Origin of the sequence: Rhodococcus sp. T2V (assembly GCF_029269925.1) — a bacterium.
In the GTDB taxonomy this organism is placed as follows: domain Bacteria; phylum Actinomycetota; class Actinomycetes; order Mycobacteriales; family Mycobacteriaceae; genus Rhodococcus_F; species Rhodococcus_F koreensis.
This window is the reverse complement of sequence record NZ_JARJBD010000007.1, coordinates 103,293-120,148: the sequence shown is the minus strand read 5'-3', so window position 1 is coordinate 120,148 and position 16,856 is coordinate 103,293. Positions and strand designations below refer to the sequence as shown.

Sequence of the window (16,856 nt, the reverse complement as noted above, 5' to 3'; positions counted from 1 at the left end):
GTTAAGGAGTGTCAGGACTCGTCAACCACTCACGGGCGTAGCCTGCCCTGGTGAGTTCCGACAAGATGCTGACCCGCATCGGTGGGCTCCTCCGGCAGGCGGAATCCACCGACAACCCGCACGAGGGCGAGGCCTTCATGGCGGCGGCCCAGCGGCTCGCCACCGCCTCCTCGATCGACCTCGCGGTGGCGCGCGCCCACGCGGCGGGCCGGGAGAAGCGGGCGACGCCCACGCAACGGCTGATCACGATCGGTGAACCCGGCAAGAAGGGTCTGCGGACGTACGCGCAGCTGTTCCTGGTGATCGCCGCCGCCAACGACGTGCAGTGCGACATCGCCCAGACGTCGGCCGTCATCTACGCGTACGGGTTCGCCGGCGACATCGACATCTGCGAGGCCCTCTACGCGAGCCTGCTGATCCAGATGGTCCGGGCATCGGACGCCTACATCAAGTCCGGCGAGTACCGCGACGAGACGACGGTCCGGACGCAGGTCGAGACGCGCGGACGCCGCCGGGTCGCGACCCGGGTGCGACGCCCCGTCGCCGGCGTCACCGCCCGGTTGAATTTCCAGCTCGCCTACGCCGCGTGGATCGGGCAGCGCCTCGCCGACGCCAAGAAGGAGGCCGAGGAGCAAGCGGTGTCGGTGCCGGAGTCGTCGGCGGAGACGGCACTGGTCCTGCGCGACAAACAGCTCGAACTGAAGGACTACTACTCGGAGAACTCACAGGCCCGCGGCACGTGGCGCGGCGGCCGGGCGTCCGCCGGACATTCGTCGAGTGCACAGCGGGCGGGGGATCGCGCCGCCCGGACCGCACGGTTGAGCAATTCCCCCGAACTGTCTGTCGCACGCAGACAGATACCGTCGTGAAGCGGCCCCGCGACACCCAGCGCACCGCCGTCTACGACGCGGAAGCGTTGGTGCGCACCATGTTCGACCGCGCCGACGAACGCGGGCTGCGGGCCGTCGACGTCCTGGGTTCGCAGGTGACGCTGCCGGTGGAACGCAAGTTCGCGTCCATCGATTCGGTGCAGGACTACGTCGACCAGGTGCTCGCCCTGAACTGGGTGCGGTCCACGTGGACGCGGGCGGCCACCCCGATCCACGTCCGGGCGAGGTCGGGCAACAAGGCTGCGCACTACGAAAGCGATTGCGCGACAATCGCCGTACCCGAGCACCGGAACGGCAACGCCTGGGCGTTCCGCGAACTGGTGGTGCTGCACGAGATCGCCCACCACCTCGACCCGTCCGATCCCGACTACCCGACCGTCGCGCCGCACGGACCGGAATATGTGGACCGCTACCTCACCCTGGTCGGAGAAATCATCGGCCCCGAGGCGGCGTTCGTCCTGCGGACCATGCTCCTGGCAGGCGGGGTGCGGCTGAACTGACGCCCGGGCTTCCGGGCGAACGTACCTTTCGGTGCACCCGAGGCGACGGGCGGCACAATCGCCCGCTCAGGGTGCCGCCGGGCCCGAGTCGCGCGGCCGAATTCGCTGCGCCGGCATGGCTTTCGCGTGCCCCGTCCGCCAGCTCACCGGGAACGTCCGGGGCGATGGCGAGCCGAGTGCGGTACCCGAGACTGCCCACGACGGCGAGCCCGAACTCGGCACTCGTCTCGGACATCGCGGCCGCCGAACCGACTTTCGCGCTGGGCACCGAACCGACGACGATCCCGGTGCCGAGGGTCACGAGCGGCGTTGCGCGAGTAGCGGAGCCCCACCGAAACTCACGATCGCCGCGAGCGCCGCCGGCAGCATCGCGAACCCTGCCTGCAACGGTGCGAGACCGGCGCCGAGTTGCAGGAACTGGGCGGTGAAGAACATCAGCGATCCGATGACGGTCACCAGCATCATGCTGATCACGACGGTCGTGAACGCCCGGTTGCGGACGAGCGTCCGGTCGACGCTGGTCGGGTGGACGCGACCTGCCGCCGGGTCGCGCTCGTCGGGCAGCAGAATCGGCCCGAGGACGAGCAGCAGTCCTATCGCCACCGACCGCTGCCTGGCGTCGCGGAACATCGTGCTGATCAGGCCGAGTGTCGACGGCGCCAGCGTCGCCCCGGCGATGCCGAGCAGGGCGCGTGCGGCGATGAGCATCTCCGGACTCGTGGGGAAGGCGGCGACCACCGACGCGGCGGCGAACCCGGCGCCGCCGAGGAGCAGCAGGGTGCGGCGTCCGATCCGGTACCCGAGCCTGGGTCAGACGCGGGGGCGCAGCCTGACGAAACGGATCTCGCGGCCGGCCGCCCGGAAATCGGACGCGCTGCCGTCGACGTCGAAGCCCATGCCCCGGGCGATCCGCATCCCGAGTTTCGGATGCTCCGCCGCGTAGTGCGCCATGAAGTCCGCGCCGGTGTCGGCGTCGAGGAATTCGGCTGTCACGAACAGTCGCCGACGGCCCACCTGGGCCGTCGCGTTCGGCTGCGCCCGCAGGTTCCGGTACCAATCGGACTTGGGACCGAACCCGGCGGCCAGCACGTACCCGTCGCCGACGGCGTCGTGGTTGACCACCTCGAGCACGACCCGCCTTCGGGCGCCGGTCTTGCGTCCGACGTGTTCGAGGAGCAGAAACCGGCCGCCGAGCAGGAACCCGAGGTGGCAGCGGTAGAGGTGGATCGGCGCGCGGAAGAACGCCCGCCGGAAGCCGGTGGGCGGGTCGGGCCGCTGGGTGACCTTCACACGCCCAGTGTTCCACGGCGCCGTCCGCTCGGCGGTTCGTTGTGCGCCCGGCCGTCGCGCGAGCAGTATGGATCGAGAAGGCCCACCGTCTACTCCGAGGAGCCAGAATGACTCGTCCAGTTCGCATCGGCGTCCAACTTCAGCCGCAACACGCGCCCGACTACGGGATGATCCGCGACGCGGTGCTGCGGGCCGAGGACGCCGGCGTCGACATCGTCTTCAACTGGGATCACTTCTACCCGCTGTACGGCGACCCCGCAGGTGCCCATTTCGAATGCTGGACGATGCTCGGGGCGTTCGCCGAACAGACGGAACGGGTGGAGATCGGCGCGCTCGTCACGTGCGCCGGCTACCGCAACCCGGACCTCCTCGCCGACATGGCCCGCACCGTCGACCACATCAGCGGCGGACGCCTGATCCTGGGCATCGGCTCCGGCTGGTTCGAGCGCGACTACGACGAGTACGGCTACGAATTCGGCACCGCCGGGTCGCGCCTCGACCTGCTGGCCGAGTACCTCCCGCGGATCACCGCCCGGTTCGCCAAGCTGGAACCCGCGCCCACCCGGCACATTCCGATCCTCATCGGCGGCGGCGGCGAGAAGAAGACGTTGCCGCTGGTCGGCAAATACGGCGACATCTGGCACAGCTTCAGCGACATGGACACGTACAAACGCAAGTCGGCGATCCTCGCCGGGTACGCACACGATGCGGGACGCAGCCCGGAAAGCATCCAACACTCGACGTCGTGGCCGGGTGTCGACGACGCGGCGGCCCACGTCGACGCCGGTGTCACCCTCTTCACCGTGGGTGTGGGCGGTCCCGACTACGACCTCGGCACGCTGAAGGAGGCCATCGCCTGGCGCGACGAGAACACCCCGCCGCCGCTGTCGGGCCTGGCCTAGGCGCTTCGCGCCCGTGCGTGGTTAGCGAGTCCAGAGACTCCTCAACCACGCACGGGCGGCGGAGCCGCCTACAGCCGCTCGAGGACCATGGCCATGCCCTGACCGCCTCCGACGCACATGGTTTCGAGGCCGAACTGCTTGTCGTGGGTGGTCAGGTTGTTCAGCAGGGTCGCGGTGATCCGGGCGCCGGTCATGCCGAACGGGTGTCCGAGGGCGATCGCGCCGCCGGAGACGTTGAGCTTGTCCTCGTCGATGTTCAGCTCCCGCGCCGACCCGATCACCTGCACCGCGAACGCCTCGTTGATCTCGACGAGGTCGATGTCGGAGATGCCCAGCCCCGCGATCGCGAGGGCACGCTTGGACGCCTCGATCGGCCCGAGTCCCATGATCTCCGGTGACAGCCCGGACACCCCGGTGGACACGATCCGCGCCAGCGGGGTCAGTCCGAGTTCCTTGGCCTTGGTGTCGGACATGATGACCAGGGCGGCGGCGCCGTCGTTGAGCGGGCACGCGTTGCCGGCGGTCACGGTGCCGTCCGGGCGGAACACCGGCTTCAGCTGGGAGACGGCCTCGTAGGTGGTGCCGGCGCGGGGACCGTCGTCGACGCTGACGACGGTGCCGTCGGGCAGGGTCACCGGGGTGATCTCCCGTGCGAAGAAGCCGTTCTTGATGGCCTCCTCGGCGCGGTTCTGGGAGCGCACCGCCCAGCGGTCCTGCTCCTCGCGGGTGATGCCGGTGGCCTGGGCGACGTTCTCGGCGGTCTGGCCCATCGCGATGTAGGTGTCGGGGACCAGGCCCTCCTGCCGGGGGTCGACCCACTGCTGGCCGCCCTGGGCGAGCTTCTCGGTGCGGGTCTGCGCGTCGGCGTACAGCGGGTTCTGGGTGTCGGGCAGCGAATCGGAGTTGCCCGCGGTGAACCGGGACACCGTCTCGACGCCGGCGGAGATGAACACCTCGCCCTCGCCGGCCTTGATGGCGTGCAGCGCCATGCGGGTGGTCTGCAGCGACGAGGAACAGTAGCGGGTGATGGTGGTGCCGGGGATGAAGTCGTAGCCGAGCTGGACGGCGACGTTGCGGCCCATGTTGAAGCCCTGCTCACCGCCGGGCAGACCGCAGCCGAGGATGAGGTCGTTGACGTCGGTCGGGTCGAGTGCGGGCACCTTGTCGAGGGCCGCCTGCACCATCTGCGCGGCGAGGTCGTCGGGGCGCATGCCGACCAGCGACCCCTTCATGGCACGACCGATCGGGGAACGGGCAATGGAAACGATGACGGCCTCGGGCATGGGTAACTCCTACCGATTGACGTGGTGGACGGCAGTCGGCGCGGACCTGCAGCCCCTCAGTTCTAAGCATCTGCTTATTTTCTAAGCATTTGCATATATTGACCACGGCCGCGGCGCGGTGTCAACCCCCCGCCGCCCGCGGTTGTGCTCAACCGACAACGCAGCGTCCGAACTCGAGCCCCCGAGACCGTTTCTCACCCCCGAACCCGTCGATAGTGTCGTGAATCACACTACAACGAAAGGGCGGACGAAATCGTGTCGCACATCGGCTATTTCGCTTGGGACCTCGCCGCGCAGCGCGGAGATGCGCCGTGCCTGCGCGACGACCGCCTCGACCTGACCTACCGGCAGTTCGCGGAGCGGGTCGACGCGTTCGCCGCACAGTTGTCCGGGCAGGGCGTCGGTCGCGGTGACGTCGTCGCGATCATGCTGCCCAACCGCGCCGAACTGCTCGTCGCCCTCATGGCGGCCTGGCGGATCGGGGCGGCCGCGACCCCGGTCAATCCCACCTTCACCGCGACGGAGGCCGAGTATCAGATCGAGGACGCCGCCGCGGTTCTCGTCGTCAACGAGGGACCGGACGCACCCACCGGCGGACGGCCGACGATCGCCGTCGACGACATGGCGGCCACCCCCGACCCCGACTGGGCGTCGGGCCCGACCGCCGGCGCCGGCGACCTCGCCCTGCTGATCTATACGTCCGGTTCGACGGGGCGCCCCAAGGGTGTGATGCTCACCCACGAGAATCTGCAGTTCATGAGCTCGTCGATGGTGCAGCACTTCTCGCTCACCGCCGACGACCATTGCCTGCTGATCCTGCCGCTGTTCCACGTCAACGCGATTTGCGTCAGCTTCCTTGCGCCGATGCTGGCCGGCGGTCAGCTGAGCGTGACCGGACGGTTCTCCCCGGCCCGGTTCTTCGACGACGTCGCCCGCCTGCGCCCGACGTACTTCTCCGCCGTCCCGACCATCTACGCCCTGCTGGTCTCCCAGGACGCCGCCACCGACCTCTCGTCGCTGCGGTTCGCGGTGTGCGGGGCCGCCCCGATCTCGAAGGAACTCCTCGACCGCGCCGAGCAGCGTTTCGGGCTCGTCATCGTCGAGGGCTACGGGCTGACGGAGGGGACGTGCGCGTCGGCGTGCAACCCGCCGGGCGGTGTCCGCAAGCTGGGCACGGTCGGCCCCGCACTGCCGGGTCAGACCATCGCGATCGTCGACGAGTCCGGCGCACCGGCACCGGTGGGGACCGTCGGTGAGGTGGTGATCCGGGGCGCGAACGTGATGCGCGGCTACCTCGGACGGCCCGAGGAAACCGAACGCACGGTCGTCGACGGCTGGCTGCACACCGGCGACGTCGGACGTCTCGACGAGGACGGCTACCTCACCCTCGTCGACCGCATCAAGGACATGATCATCCGCGGCGGAGAGAACATCTACCCCAAGGAGATCGAGAACGCACTCGCCACCCACGACGACGTCCTCGAGGCCGCCGTGATCGGCGCCCCGCACGAGGTGTACGGCGAGGTCCCGGTCGCCTACGTCGTTGCCTACCCCGACAGCCCGGTCACCGACGATCAGCTCGACGACCATCTGCGCGACCGGCTGACGAAAGTCAAACTGCCCGTGGCCATTCACATCGTCGACGCCTTGCCCCGCAACCCCGTCGGCAAGATCGACAAGCCCGGTCTGCGCAGCCGCCACCGGCCCGCCGCCGTCAACTGATCCAGCACCACCCCAGACCTCGGGCGCCACCCGAGGCGATGACCCCTACCCGCAAGGAGCCCCCCATGGGATTCAAGACCGGGAACTTCCCCGAAGTCGACCCCGCCACCTTCCTCGACCTCCCGTTCCGCGACCGCCTGCGCGCCATGTCGACGCATTGGGTCGACTACGGCTTCGGGACCCCGAAGATGGTGCACACCATCTACATTCTGAAATTGCTCGTCCTCTACATCGGCGCCGGACTGTCGATCGCGACGTTCACCTCCGGGTACAACGTGCTCGACGTCGGCGCGTGGTGGAACGCACCGATCGTGTACCAGAAGCTGATCCTGTGGACCCTGCTGGTCGAGACGATCGGCCTGGGCGGTTCCTGGGGTCCGCTCGCCGGCCACTTCAAGCCGATGATGGGTGGCGCCCTGTTCTGGCTGCGACCCGGCACCATCCGGCTCCCACCGTGGCCGGGGAAGGTACCGCTCACCTCCGGGGACACCCGCACCGTGTTCGACGTCCTGATCTACGCCGCGATTCTGATCAACATCGTGCTCGCGCTCGGGTTCGCCGGGGTGCACACCCCGTCCATCGACGCGGTGCTGCCCGGCAACCACGGCCTGGTGAACCCCACCCTTCTGTTGCCGCTGATCGCACTGCTCATCGTGATCGGGCTGCGGGACAAGGTCATCTTCATCGCCGCCCGCGGCGAGCAGTACTTCCCGGCCGTCGTCTTCTTCGGCGTCCTGCCGTTCGTGGACATGATCATCGCGCTCAAGCTGCTCATCGTGGCGGTGTGGGTCGGCGCCGGTGTGTCCAAGCTGGGCCACCATTTCTCGATGGTGGTGCCGCCGATGCTGTCCAACACCCCGTGGATGCCGTTCAAGAAGGTCAAGCGCGCCCACTACCGCAGTTTCCCCGAGGACCTGCGACCGTCGATCGTCGCCGGTGGTGTCGCCCACGTGCTCGGCACGGTCGTGGAGGTGGTGACCCCTCTGGTGCTGCTGTTCTCCACCAACCGCACGCTGACGCTGCTCGCGGTCGCGTTGATGGTGGCGTTCCACCTGTTCATCCTGTCCACGTTCCCGCTCGCGGTTCCGCTCGAATGGAATCTGCTGTTCGCCTACGCGTCGATCTTCCTGTTCGTCGGATTCCCCGCCTGGGACGGGTACGGCATCGCCGACATGTCGTCGGTGTGGCTGACCGCGGCGATCGTCGCCGCGCTGGTGTTCTTCCCGATCCTCGGCAACCTGCGCCCCGACCTCGTCTCGTTCCTGCCGTCGATGCGCCAGTACGCCGGCAACTGGGCGTCGGCCACCTGGGCGTTCGCGCCGGGCGCCGAGGAGAAGCTCGACCGATTCGTGAAGCGGCCCAGCCAGAACACCCGCACCCAGTTGCTCGCCACCTACCCGCCGGAGGTCGCGGACGTGGTGATGCACCAACTGCTCGGCTGGCGGTCGATGCACAGCCAGGGCCGTGCGTTGTACTCGCTGCTGATGAACCATCTCGGCGACGACATCGACACGTACTCGCTGCGGGAGGCCGAGTTCAGCTGTAACTCCCTGGTGGCGTTCAACTTCGGTGACGGCCACCTGCACAACGAGTTCCTGATCGCCGCACTCCAGCGGCGCTGCAACTTCGCGCCCGGCGAATTCGTGATCGCCTGGATCGAATCGCAGCCCATCCACAAGGGCATCCAGGAGTACAAGGTGATCGACGCGGCGCTCGGAGTCATCGAGCGGGGAACGTACAAGGTGTCCGACGCGATCAACGAGCAGCCGTGGCTGCCGAACGGGCCCATTCCGTTCGACGTGCAGTGGAGACTGGAGGGAGACGTCGAGGAGCGGGAGAGCGAGTTGCCGAAGTCGAACGTGGCGGTGCGGCCGTGACCACCGCGGTCGTGGTCGGCAGCGGGCCCAACGGGCTCGCCGCCGCGGTCCACCTCGCCCGGCACGGCGTCGACGTCCAAGTCCTCGAGGCCGCCGACACCATCGGCGGCGGCACCCGCTCCGGCGAACTCACCGTCCCCGGACTGCTGCACGACGAGTGCTCCGCGTTCCACCCGATGGGCGCCGGGTCGCCGTACCTGCGGACCCTCGACCTCGAACGATTCGGGCTGACCTGGAAATGGCCGGACATCGACTGCGCGCACCCCCTCGACACCGGCGACGCCGGGCTGCTGCACCGCTCCGTCGAGGACACCGCCGCCGGCCTGGGCGACGACGGAACACGCTGGCAGCGGATGTTCGGCGGACTCGCCGACGGCTTCGACGACCTCGCCGCCGACCTCATGCGCCCGATCGCGAACATCCCCCGGCACCCGATCAAGCTCGCGAGCTTCGGCCCGCGCGCCCTGTTGCCGGCCACCGTCACGGCCCGCTGGTGGCGCACCGAGAAGGCTCGCGCACTGTTCGGCGGCGTCGCCGCGCACGCGTACTACCGCCTCGACCGGCCCGCGACGTCCGCGGTCGGGTTGATGATCGTCGCCGCCGGGCACCGCTACGGCTGGCCGGTCGCCGAGGGCGGGTCGCAGTCGATCACCGCCGCGCTCGCCGCAATGCTCACCGACTGGGGCGGCAAGATCACCACCGGCACCCGGGTCCGCAGCGCGCGGGACATTCCCCCGGCGGACGTCGTCCTCCTCGACCTCGCGCCGTCCGCCGCCGCCGACATCCTCGGCGACCGGCTGCCGCCGCGGGTCGCCAAGGCCTACCGCCGGTACCGGCACGGACCGGCCGCGTTCAAGGTCGACTTCGCCGTCGACGGCGGGGTGCCGTGGACCGACCCCGCCTGCGGTCGCGCCGGAACCGTGCACCTGGGTGGAACTTTCGCGGAGATCGCCGAGTCCGAACGCGACGTCGCGACGGGCCGGATGCCGCGGCGGCCGTTCGTCCTCGTCGGACAGCAGTATGTCGCCGACCCCGGCCGGTCGAACGGGAACCTGCACCCGCTGTACGCGTACGCCCATGTCCCGCACGGATACACCGGGGACGCGACCGAGGCGGTGATCACGCAGATCGAACGGTTCGCCCCCGGTTTCCGGGACCGCGTCGTCGCCACCGTCAGCAGTGGTCCCGTGCAGTTGGCCGCGTCGAACGCGAACTACGTCGGCGGCGACATCATCGGCGGCGCCAACACCGAAACCCAGGTGGTACTGCGCCCCCGGATCGCCCTCGACCCGTACAGCACCGGGATCCCGGGCACCTACCTGTGCTCGGCGTCCGCGCCGCCCGGCGCCGGCGCGCACGGCATGTGCGGGTACAACGCCGCCCAGTCCGCGCTGCGCTACCTGCGCCGCGCCGGAGGGGACGTGCTGTGAGCAGTCCCGCCCCCGGCGACCGCCGCGCCGGTGCCCGGCGCCGGATGGCACGGGTGCCGGCGATGGCGGAGGCCGAGGTCCTCGACATCGTGGCCGGCATCGCACGGAAACTCGATGCGCGGCAGGCGGAGATCACCCGCGCGATGAGCGCGCTGCTCGCGCACGAGATCGACCAACTCGACGAGGACCCGCAGCTCGTCGAACTGCTCGAGGCCAGTGTGCACGGCAACGTCTCGACGATCGTCCACGTCCTGGCCAACGACATTCCCGTCGACCATCTCCAGCCCACCACCGCCGCCGTGGAGTACGCACTGCGGTTGGCGCAACGCGACGTGTCGTCGAACTCGCTGGTGCGCGCGTATCACATGGGCCAGGACGATCTGATGAAGATCTGCTACGACGAGGTCAGCTCCCTCGACCTGCCCGGACCGCTGACTCTCGCGGTGCTCAAACATATCTCGGAGGTCGTGTACAGCTACATCGACTGGATCACGCTGTACGTGTTCGACGCCTACGAGCAGGAACGGCGGCGGTGGCTGGGTGCCCGCGGCAACGTGCACTCGTCGACCATTCACACCCTCCTCACCGGGACCGGGAACGACGGATCCGCGTTCGAGGCCGAGACGCAGTACCGGCTCGACCAGACGCACGTCGCGATGATCCTGTGGTCCACCGGAGCCGACACCGAGGCGAGCCTCAACGCCCTCGACCACTACGTGCGCGACCTCGCTCGTCACCTCGCCACCGACTCCGCGCCCATTGTCACCGCCATCGACCGCCGAACCCTCTGGGCCTGGCTCCCTTTCGGTCGCCGCAAGCCCGTTCTCGACACCACCGAACTCGCCGCCGCCCTGCCGTCGAAGCCGGGCATCCGGACCGCGATCGGCCTGCCCGCGCCCGGGATCGCCGGATTCCGGAGGTCGCACGAACAGGCTCGGGCCGCGTACTCCGTCGCCACCGTGCCCCACACCCAGGTCCGGCCGATCGTCGGTTTCGGCGACCGCGGCGTCGCCGTCGTGTCCCTCCTCGCCGAGAACCTGGACTCCACCCGGGCGTGGGTGTGGGAGGTCCTCGGCCCGCTCGCGGAGAACACCGACCAGGCCGCGACCTTGCGGGCCACGCTGAGCACCTACTTCGCGACCGGCGAGAGCCACCTCCACACCGCGCAGCAGATGAACCTGCACCGCAACACCGTCAAATACCGCATCACCAAGGCACTCGGCGATCCCGCCACCGGCACGCACAGCAAACTGGATCTCGCACTCGCCCTGCAGGTGTGCGAGTTCCTGGGCCCGACGGTCCTGCGGTAGGCGGCTTCGCCGCCTGTGAGTGGGAAAGGAGTCTCTGGACTCGTTAACCACGCACGGGCGGCGGAGCCGCGAGTTTGTCGCCGATCACGCGCGCACCCTCGGGGAAGGCGCCGGGGTTGGTGCCGGAGTAGTTGAGCCGGATGAACGGACCGGCGGGTTCGGCGGGGAACCACTCGGAGCCGGCGGCGATGAGCACTCCCGAGGCTTCGCAGTCTGCGACGAGTTTCGGGAGGTTCGTTGCGTCGGGCAGGCGCACCCAGAGGTTGAGTCCGCCTTTGGGCACGGTGGTGAGGTGGGCGCCGGGGACGTGCTCGCGCAGGCTGGTGACGAGCAGGTCGCGCCGCGCTCGGAGTTGGTGCCGGAGATTGCGCAGGTGGGTCTGCCATCCGGGCTGGGTGACGACGTCGAGTGCCGCGGCCTGGAGGAGTCCGCTGACATACATCGACGCGGCGCCGCGGTCGGCGAGGATGCGGTCCCCGGCCGGTCCGCGGGCGATGACCGCGGCGATGCGGATGGACGGTGACACGCTCTTGGTCAGCGAGCGAAGGTAGATCACGTGGCCGGCGTCATCGTGCGCGGCAACGGGGCTGGAGTCGGTGTCGATCCCGAAATCGTGGGCCCAGTCGTCTTCGACGAGGAAGGCCCCGTGTGCCCGGACCACCTCCAAGATGTTCTCGGACAACTGGTTCGACCATTGCGCACCGGTGGGGTTGGCATAGTTCGGTTGAGCGTAGAACACCCGGGCGCCGGTCTCCTCGAACGCTCGGGCCAGCTCGTCCGGGTCGGGACCGTCGGGTCCGCTGGGGACGGGGACGACGCGCACTCCCGCCTGGGCCGCGGCCAGGATCGCCCCCCAGTAGGTGGGCGACTCCAGCAGCAACGGCTGTCCGACCGGAACCAGGGCCCGGAAGACCGAGCTGAGCCCGCTCTGACTTCCCGGCAACACGATGACGTCGCTCGCCGTGGGCGGCGTGACGCCGACCGGTGTCGAGCGGCCGAGCTCATTGGCGAACCACGACTGCAGCTCCGGTAGGCCCGCGGCGGGAGAGGGCGACAGCGCGGCGTCGCTGCGCGCGGCCCGGGTCAGCGCGGATCGGATCAGGCGCTCCGGTAGGAGTTCGCGATCCGGATAGCCGGCGTGCAACGCGATCGCATCGTTGGGGGCCCGGCGCATCGGAGTCGACGACGACGGCAGGCGGTTCTGCGGGGATCGGAGAGCAGCAGTCTGCCATCCGTAGTCGAGCGGCCGTGCCGTCCGAATGGCGCGAACGAACGTGCCGACGCCGGGCCTGCTCTCGATCAACCCCTGCGCGGTGAGGGTGCGCAGGGCCTTCTGCACGGTCACCGGACTTGCCGCGTATTCGGCGACCAGCGCACGGGTCGATGGGAGCCGCGCCCCGGGTGGCGCCTGGCCGATCCACTTGCCCAGTGCCGCGACGATGCGCGTACTGCTATCGTTGATCATGACGATAGATAGTAGCGCTACTCTTATTCGCGCAACAGTGATATCGCCTTCTCGTGCCGGTCTGGGGTGGGGCCTGCTCGGAGTGGCGGCGTTCTCGTTCACGGTGCCGTTCACTCGGGTGGCGGTGGGCGGGCTGTCGCCGCTGTTCATCGGATCGGGCAGGGCAGTGCTCGCGGCGTTCCTCGCGGCGGCGGCTCTGACCCTGACCCGGCAGCGCTTGCCGCGGGGTGCGCAGTGGGCGCGTCTCGCCGTAGTGGGGGGTGGAGTCGTCGTCGGCTTTCCGTTTCTCACGTCCTTCGCCCTGACGACCGCGCCTGCCATTCACAGTGCCGTCGTCATCGCGCTGCTGCCGGCGGCGACGGCGGTCGCGGCCGTCGTCCGGAGCAAAGAGCGTCCGCCGCTGTCGTTTTGGATCATGGCCGGGGTGGGCGCCGTGGCGTGTGTCGTGTTCGCATCCCTGCAGGGCGGCGGGGTCGGTCGGTTGCACTGGGCGGATCTTTTGCTGTTCGGCGCCGTCATCGCTGCCGCGATCGGATACGCCGAGGGCGGCCTCCTCGCCCGCGAACTCGGTGCATGGCAGACGATATCCTGGGCTCTGGTGGGCGCCGCGCCGCTGATGGTCGTCCTGACAGTCGTTTCGGCGATCCGGCAGCCGCCGACCGGGTCACCGACCGAGTGGGCGGCATTCGCGTACCTGGGCGTGGTGAGCATGTACCTCGGCTTCTTCGCCTGGTATCGCGGGCTCGCGATCGGGCCGATGGCGCAGGTCAGTCAAGTCCAGCTGGTCCAACCCGTGTTGACCATCTCCTGGGCGGCCCTGCTGCTGGGTGAACAACTCACCTGGGCCACCATCGTCGGCAGCGTGGCCGTGATCGTCGCCGCGGGGACCGCCGTCCGAGTGCGCTTCGCGCCCGTGCGCGGTTAAGGAGTCCAGAGACTCGTCAACCACGCACGGGCGGCGGAGCCGCCTACGCGCGACGGAGGATCGCCTGCAGGTCGGCGGCCGGGGCGAGGGTGCCGTATTCGTGGCTGCGGTCGGGGCCGAGGCGGGCGTCGACGAACGCGTCCGCGACGGCGGCGGGCGAGAACCGGGTGAGCAGCGACGCCTGCAGCGCGAGGGCCATCGATTCGACGACGGTGCGGGCGCGACGTTGGGCGTCGGCGGGGTCGAGTCCGGCGAGCTCGCCGAGTTGCGTACGGACCCGGTCGAGGTGAGCGTCCAGCACCACGTTGCTGCCGCGGGCCAGGTTCACCTCCGCGTCGAACGCGGCGACGCTGTCGGGTTCGCGGGTCATCGCGCGCAGGACGTCGAGGGCGATGACGTTCCCCGACCCCTCCCAGACGGCCATGACGGGCTGTTCGCGGTAGCGGCGGGCGAGCGGGAAGTCCTCGGTGTACCCGTTGCCGCCCAGGCATTCCAGCGCCTCGTACGCGTGGTGCGGGCCGCGCTTGCAGATCCAGTACTTCGCGACGGCGGTCGCGAGACGGCGGAAGCTGCGTTCCTGCTCACTCGCGTCCTCGTCGTGGGCGCGGGCGAGTCGCAGGGCGGTGACGGTGGCCGCCTCGGACTCGAGCGCGAGGTCGGCGAGCACCGACGTCATGGCGGGCTGGTCGGCCAGGACGGCACCGAACGCCGAGCGGTGCCGGGCGTGCCACACGGCCTCGGCGACGGACTGCCGCATCCCCGACGCGCTGCCGAGCACGCAGTCGAGGCGGGTGCGCGCGACCATCTCGATGATGGTGCGGACGCCGCGACCGGGTTCGCCGACCATGACGCCGACGGTGCCGTCGAGTTCGATCTCGGACGACGCGTTGGACTTGTTGCCGAGCTTGTTCTTCAGGCGCTGGATGCGGAAGACGTTGCGGGTGCCGTCCGGGAGGATGCGCGGCAGCAGGAAACACGAGAGCCCTTCGCCACCCGCACCTTCCGCCTGTGCGAGTACGAGGAACGCGTCGGACATCGGTGCGGAGCAGAACCACTTGTGACCGGTGAGAAGGTAGTCGGCGCCGGGACCGCCACGCCCGGCGGGTTTCGCGACGGTGGTGTTGGCGCGGACGTCGGAGCCGCCCTGCTTCTCCGTCATCGACATGCCGAAGATCGCGGACGCCTTGCCCGGTGCGTCGAGTTCCGGGGTGTAGCTGCGGGACAGGGCGCGTGGCTTCCAGGTCGCGGCGACGTCGGGTTGCAGTTCGAGGGACGGAATGACGGCGTTGGTCATCGAGATCGGGCAGGAGTGGCCCGGCTCGATCTGCGCGAACAGCATGAATGCGGCTGCGCGAGCGACGTTCGCGCCGGGCTTCGGATCGGCCCAGGCCGACGTGTGCGCGCCGTGTGCGACGGCCGCGGAGATGATCCGATGGTAGGACGGGTGGTACTCGACCTCGTCGATCCGGTTGCCCCAGCGGTCGAACGTCTTCAGTTCGGGGATGATCGTGTTGGCGAGTTCGGCGTCGTGCTGGAACGTGGCGCTACCGACGAGCCCACCGATATCGGTGAGTTCCGCAGTGGCCCAATCGGCGTCGTGGCGGCGCACGCCTTCGGACAGCACCGTGTCGAGTGTGAACTCGTTGACGCCGACGCGGGGCACCGACTGGTTGAGCACGGTGTGCGTCCGGTGGGGTGCGGGATGGGTGACGTTCGTTTCTGAAAAGGTAGTCATGGCACTGTCTTTCGTGAGTCAGCTCGCGGTGCGGATCAGGTGCTTCTGAATCTTGCCGGTGGGAGTGCGGGGCAGCACGGTGGCGAACACGTAGTCGCGGGGAATCTTGTAGCGCGCCAGCTTGTCCGACAGATAGTCGCGGAGGTCGTCGGCTCCCACGACATCCGCTTCGCGCCACACGACGTGCGCGACGACGGTCTCGCCCCACTCTGGGTGCGGGCGCCCCACGACGGCGACGTCGATGACGTCGGGGTGGCCGGAGATGGCGTCCTCCACTTCCTTGGAATAGACGTTCTCGCCGCCGGTGATGATCATGTCTTTCGCGCGGTCGACGATGAAGAGGTAACCGTCGTCGTCCGTGCGGGCGAGATCGCCGGTGCGGTACCAGCCGTCGTCGGCGAACACGGCCGCGGTGGCGTCGGGGTCGTCGAGGTAGCCCTGCATCACGGTGTCGGTGCGCACCCAGATCTCGCCGATCCCCCCGGCGGGCACATCGGCGCCGCCGGGTCCGGCCAGGCGCATGTCGACGCCGGCGAGCGCGACCCGGCCGATGGAGCCGGCCTTGGTCAGCTGCTCCTCCGGATACAGCACGGCCCCCACGGGACCGGTCTCCGTCATCCCGTACACCTGGTAGAAGCGGGTGGTCCGGTACGACTCGACGAGCCTGCGGGCCACGTCCGCGCCGATCGGCCCGCCGCCGTACAGCCAGGCCCGGACACTCGACAGGTCGTAGGCGGCGAAGTCGGGGACCGTGTTCAGCGCCGTGGTGTAGATGACGGTCGGCCCGAAACACAACGTGATGCGTTGCTGCTGAACCGCTTCCAGGAACCGGACCGGGTGGTACTCGCGTAGGAGCACCACGGTGCCGCCCATGTACAGCGTGGCCATCAGCCAGTTGTTGAGCGGGGACGCGTGCCAGATCGGGACGGCCATCAGCAGCCGCTCGTCGCGGGTGATGGACAGGCCGAGCGCCGCCGTGGTCGCGACGCGCACCACGTTGCGGTGGCTGTGGACGCAGCCCTTGGGTGCGCCGGTGGTGCCGGACGTGTAGAGGATTTCGGCCGGGTCGTTCTCGTCGATGTCGATGCCGTCGATCGGGTCGAGGTCCGCGATCGCGTCGTCGAAGAAGGGGTACCCGTCCACCGCGGTGTCGGTGGACAGCAGCACCACCGGCGTCTGCAACCGCTCGATCACGGGCGCGAGTTCGCCGTCGAATACGCACACCGTCACGTGCGCGTGCCGCAGGATGTAGTCGACCTCGGGCGCCTGCATCTTGTGGTTGACCGGTACCACCACCGCGCCGATGCGCCAGGCGCCGAGCATGGCGTAGACGAAGCCGGGGGTGTTGAAGCACATGAGGGCGACGCGGTCACCGCGCCCGACCCCCAGTTTCCGCAGGAGCGCCGCGGCGTGGCGGCTGCCGTCCCGCACGGAACCATACGTATGGTTCCGGCCCTGGAAGTGGAGAAACGCCTTGTCGGGCGTCTTGCGGACGTTGCTGTCGAATACGCGAACGATGTTCATCGC

Annotated in this window: 14 protein-coding genes; 8 read left to right on the top strand and 6 right to left on the bottom strand. The window is 69.2% G+C overall.

The features are described 5' to 3' along the window. Window positions 1-50: 50 nt before the first annotated feature. Both P3H15_RS09105 and P3H15_RS09100 read left to right on the top strand, forming a co-directional pair. The gene (locus P3H15_RS09105) at window positions 51-869 is read left to right on the top strand and encodes a DUF2786 domain-containing protein (protein WP_276136909.1); all 819 of its coding nucleotides are present in this window, start codon (window positions 51-53) and stop codon (window positions 867-869) included. Further along, window positions 866-1,390: a TIGR04338 family metallohydrolase gene (locus tag P3H15_RS09100; RefSeq protein WP_276136908.1), complete on the top strand. Its 525-nt coding sequence runs from the start codon at window positions 866-868 to the stop codon at window positions 1,388-1,390. Before P3H15_RS09105 ends, P3H15_RS09100 begins: the two co-directional genes overlap by 4 nt. A gap of 297 nt (window positions 1,391-1,687) precedes the next feature. On the opposite strand, the gene P3H15_RS09095 is transcribed toward P3H15_RS09100, so the two are convergent. Both P3H15_RS09095 and P3H15_RS09090 read right to left on the bottom strand, forming a co-directional pair. Next, on the bottom strand, window positions 1,688-2,182 hold the full coding sequence (locus P3H15_RS09095) for an MFS transporter (protein ID WP_276136993.1): 495 nt from the start codon (window positions 2,180-2,182) through the stop codon (window positions 1,688-1,690). An 18-nt stretch (window positions 2,183-2,200) separates the two neighbouring features. Then, the gene (locus tag P3H15_RS09090) at window positions 2,201-2,680 is read right to left on the bottom strand and encodes a nitroreductase family deazaflavin-dependent oxidoreductase (RefSeq protein WP_276136907.1); all 480 of its coding nucleotides are present in this window, start codon (window positions 2,678-2,680) and stop codon (window positions 2,201-2,203) included. A 107-nt stretch (window positions 2,681-2,787) separates the two neighbouring features. Between P3H15_RS09090 and P3H15_RS09085 the strand changes: the two genes are divergently transcribed. Further along, window positions 2,788-3,582, top strand: a complete 795-nt coding sequence (locus tag P3H15_RS09085) for an LLM class F420-dependent oxidoreductase (protein WP_276136906.1) — start codon at window positions 2,788-2,790, stop codon at window positions 3,580-3,582. A gap of 68 nt (window positions 3,583-3,650) precedes the next feature. Here P3H15_RS09085 and P3H15_RS09080 read toward each other — a convergent pair whose 3' ends face one another. Further along, window positions 3,651-4,865: an acetyl-CoA C-acetyltransferase gene (locus tag P3H15_RS09080; RefSeq protein ID WP_276136905.1), complete on the bottom strand. Its 1,215-nt coding sequence runs from the start codon at window positions 4,863-4,865 to the stop codon at window positions 3,651-3,653. 255 nt (window positions 4,866-5,120) lie between these two features. Between P3H15_RS09080 and P3H15_RS09075 the strand changes: the two genes are divergently transcribed. The 4 genes from P3H15_RS09075 (at window position 5,121) to P3H15_RS09060 (ending at window position 11,204) form a co-directional block, all read left to right on the top strand. Next, complete coding sequence (locus P3H15_RS09075) at window positions 5,121-6,587, top strand: class I adenylate-forming enzyme family protein (RefSeq protein ID WP_276136904.1); 1,467 nt, start codon at window positions 5,121-5,123, stop codon at window positions 6,585-6,587. A gap of 65 nt (window positions 6,588-6,652) precedes the next feature. After that, complete coding sequence (locus tag P3H15_RS09070; RefSeq protein WP_276136903.1) at window positions 6,653-8,464, top strand: DUF3556 domain-containing protein; 1,812 nt, start codon at window positions 6,653-6,655, stop codon at window positions 8,462-8,464. Next, window positions 8,461-9,894 carry an NAD(P)/FAD-dependent oxidoreductase gene (locus P3H15_RS09065; RefSeq protein ID WP_276136902.1) on the top strand — a complete coding sequence of 478 codons (1,434 nt, stop codon included), beginning with the start codon at window positions 8,461-8,463 and terminating at the stop codon, window positions 9,892-9,894. Before P3H15_RS09070 ends, P3H15_RS09065 begins: the two co-directional genes overlap by 4 nt. A gap of 44 nt (window positions 9,895-9,938) precedes the next feature. Then, window positions 9,939-11,204, top strand: a complete 1,266-nt coding sequence (locus P3H15_RS09060) for a CdaR family transcriptional regulator (protein ID WP_276136992.1) — start codon at window positions 9,939-9,941, stop codon at window positions 11,202-11,204. A gap of 43 nt (window positions 11,205-11,247) precedes the next feature. Here P3H15_RS09060 and P3H15_RS09055 read toward each other — a convergent pair whose 3' ends face one another. Further along, complete coding sequence (locus P3H15_RS09055; protein WP_276136901.1) at window positions 11,248-12,669, bottom strand: PLP-dependent aminotransferase family protein; 1,422 nt, start codon at window positions 12,667-12,669, stop codon at window positions 11,248-11,250. Here P3H15_RS09055 and P3H15_RS09050 point away from each other — a divergent pair. After that, window positions 12,668-13,594 (top strand): DMT family transporter, encoded by a 927-nt coding sequence (locus P3H15_RS09050; RefSeq protein ID WP_276136900.1) that lies wholly within the window; start codon window positions 12,668-12,670, stop codon window positions 13,592-13,594. The genes P3H15_RS09055 and P3H15_RS09050 overlap by 2 nt on opposite strands. A 43-nt stretch (window positions 13,595-13,637) precedes the next feature. Here P3H15_RS09050 and P3H15_RS09045 read toward each other — a convergent pair whose 3' ends face one another. Then, window positions 13,638-15,329 carry an acyl-CoA dehydrogenase family protein gene (locus P3H15_RS09045; RefSeq protein WP_276136899.1) on the bottom strand — a complete coding sequence of 564 codons (1,692 nt, stop codon included), beginning with the start codon at window positions 15,327-15,329 and terminating at the stop codon, window positions 13,638-13,640. Window positions 15,330-15,347: 18 nt separating this feature from the next. Then, on the bottom strand, window positions 15,348-16,853 hold the full coding sequence (locus P3H15_RS09040; protein WP_276136898.1) for a class I adenylate-forming enzyme family protein: 1,506 nt from the start codon (window positions 16,851-16,853) through the stop codon (window positions 15,348-15,350). Window positions 16,854-16,856: the final 3 nt, after the last annotated feature.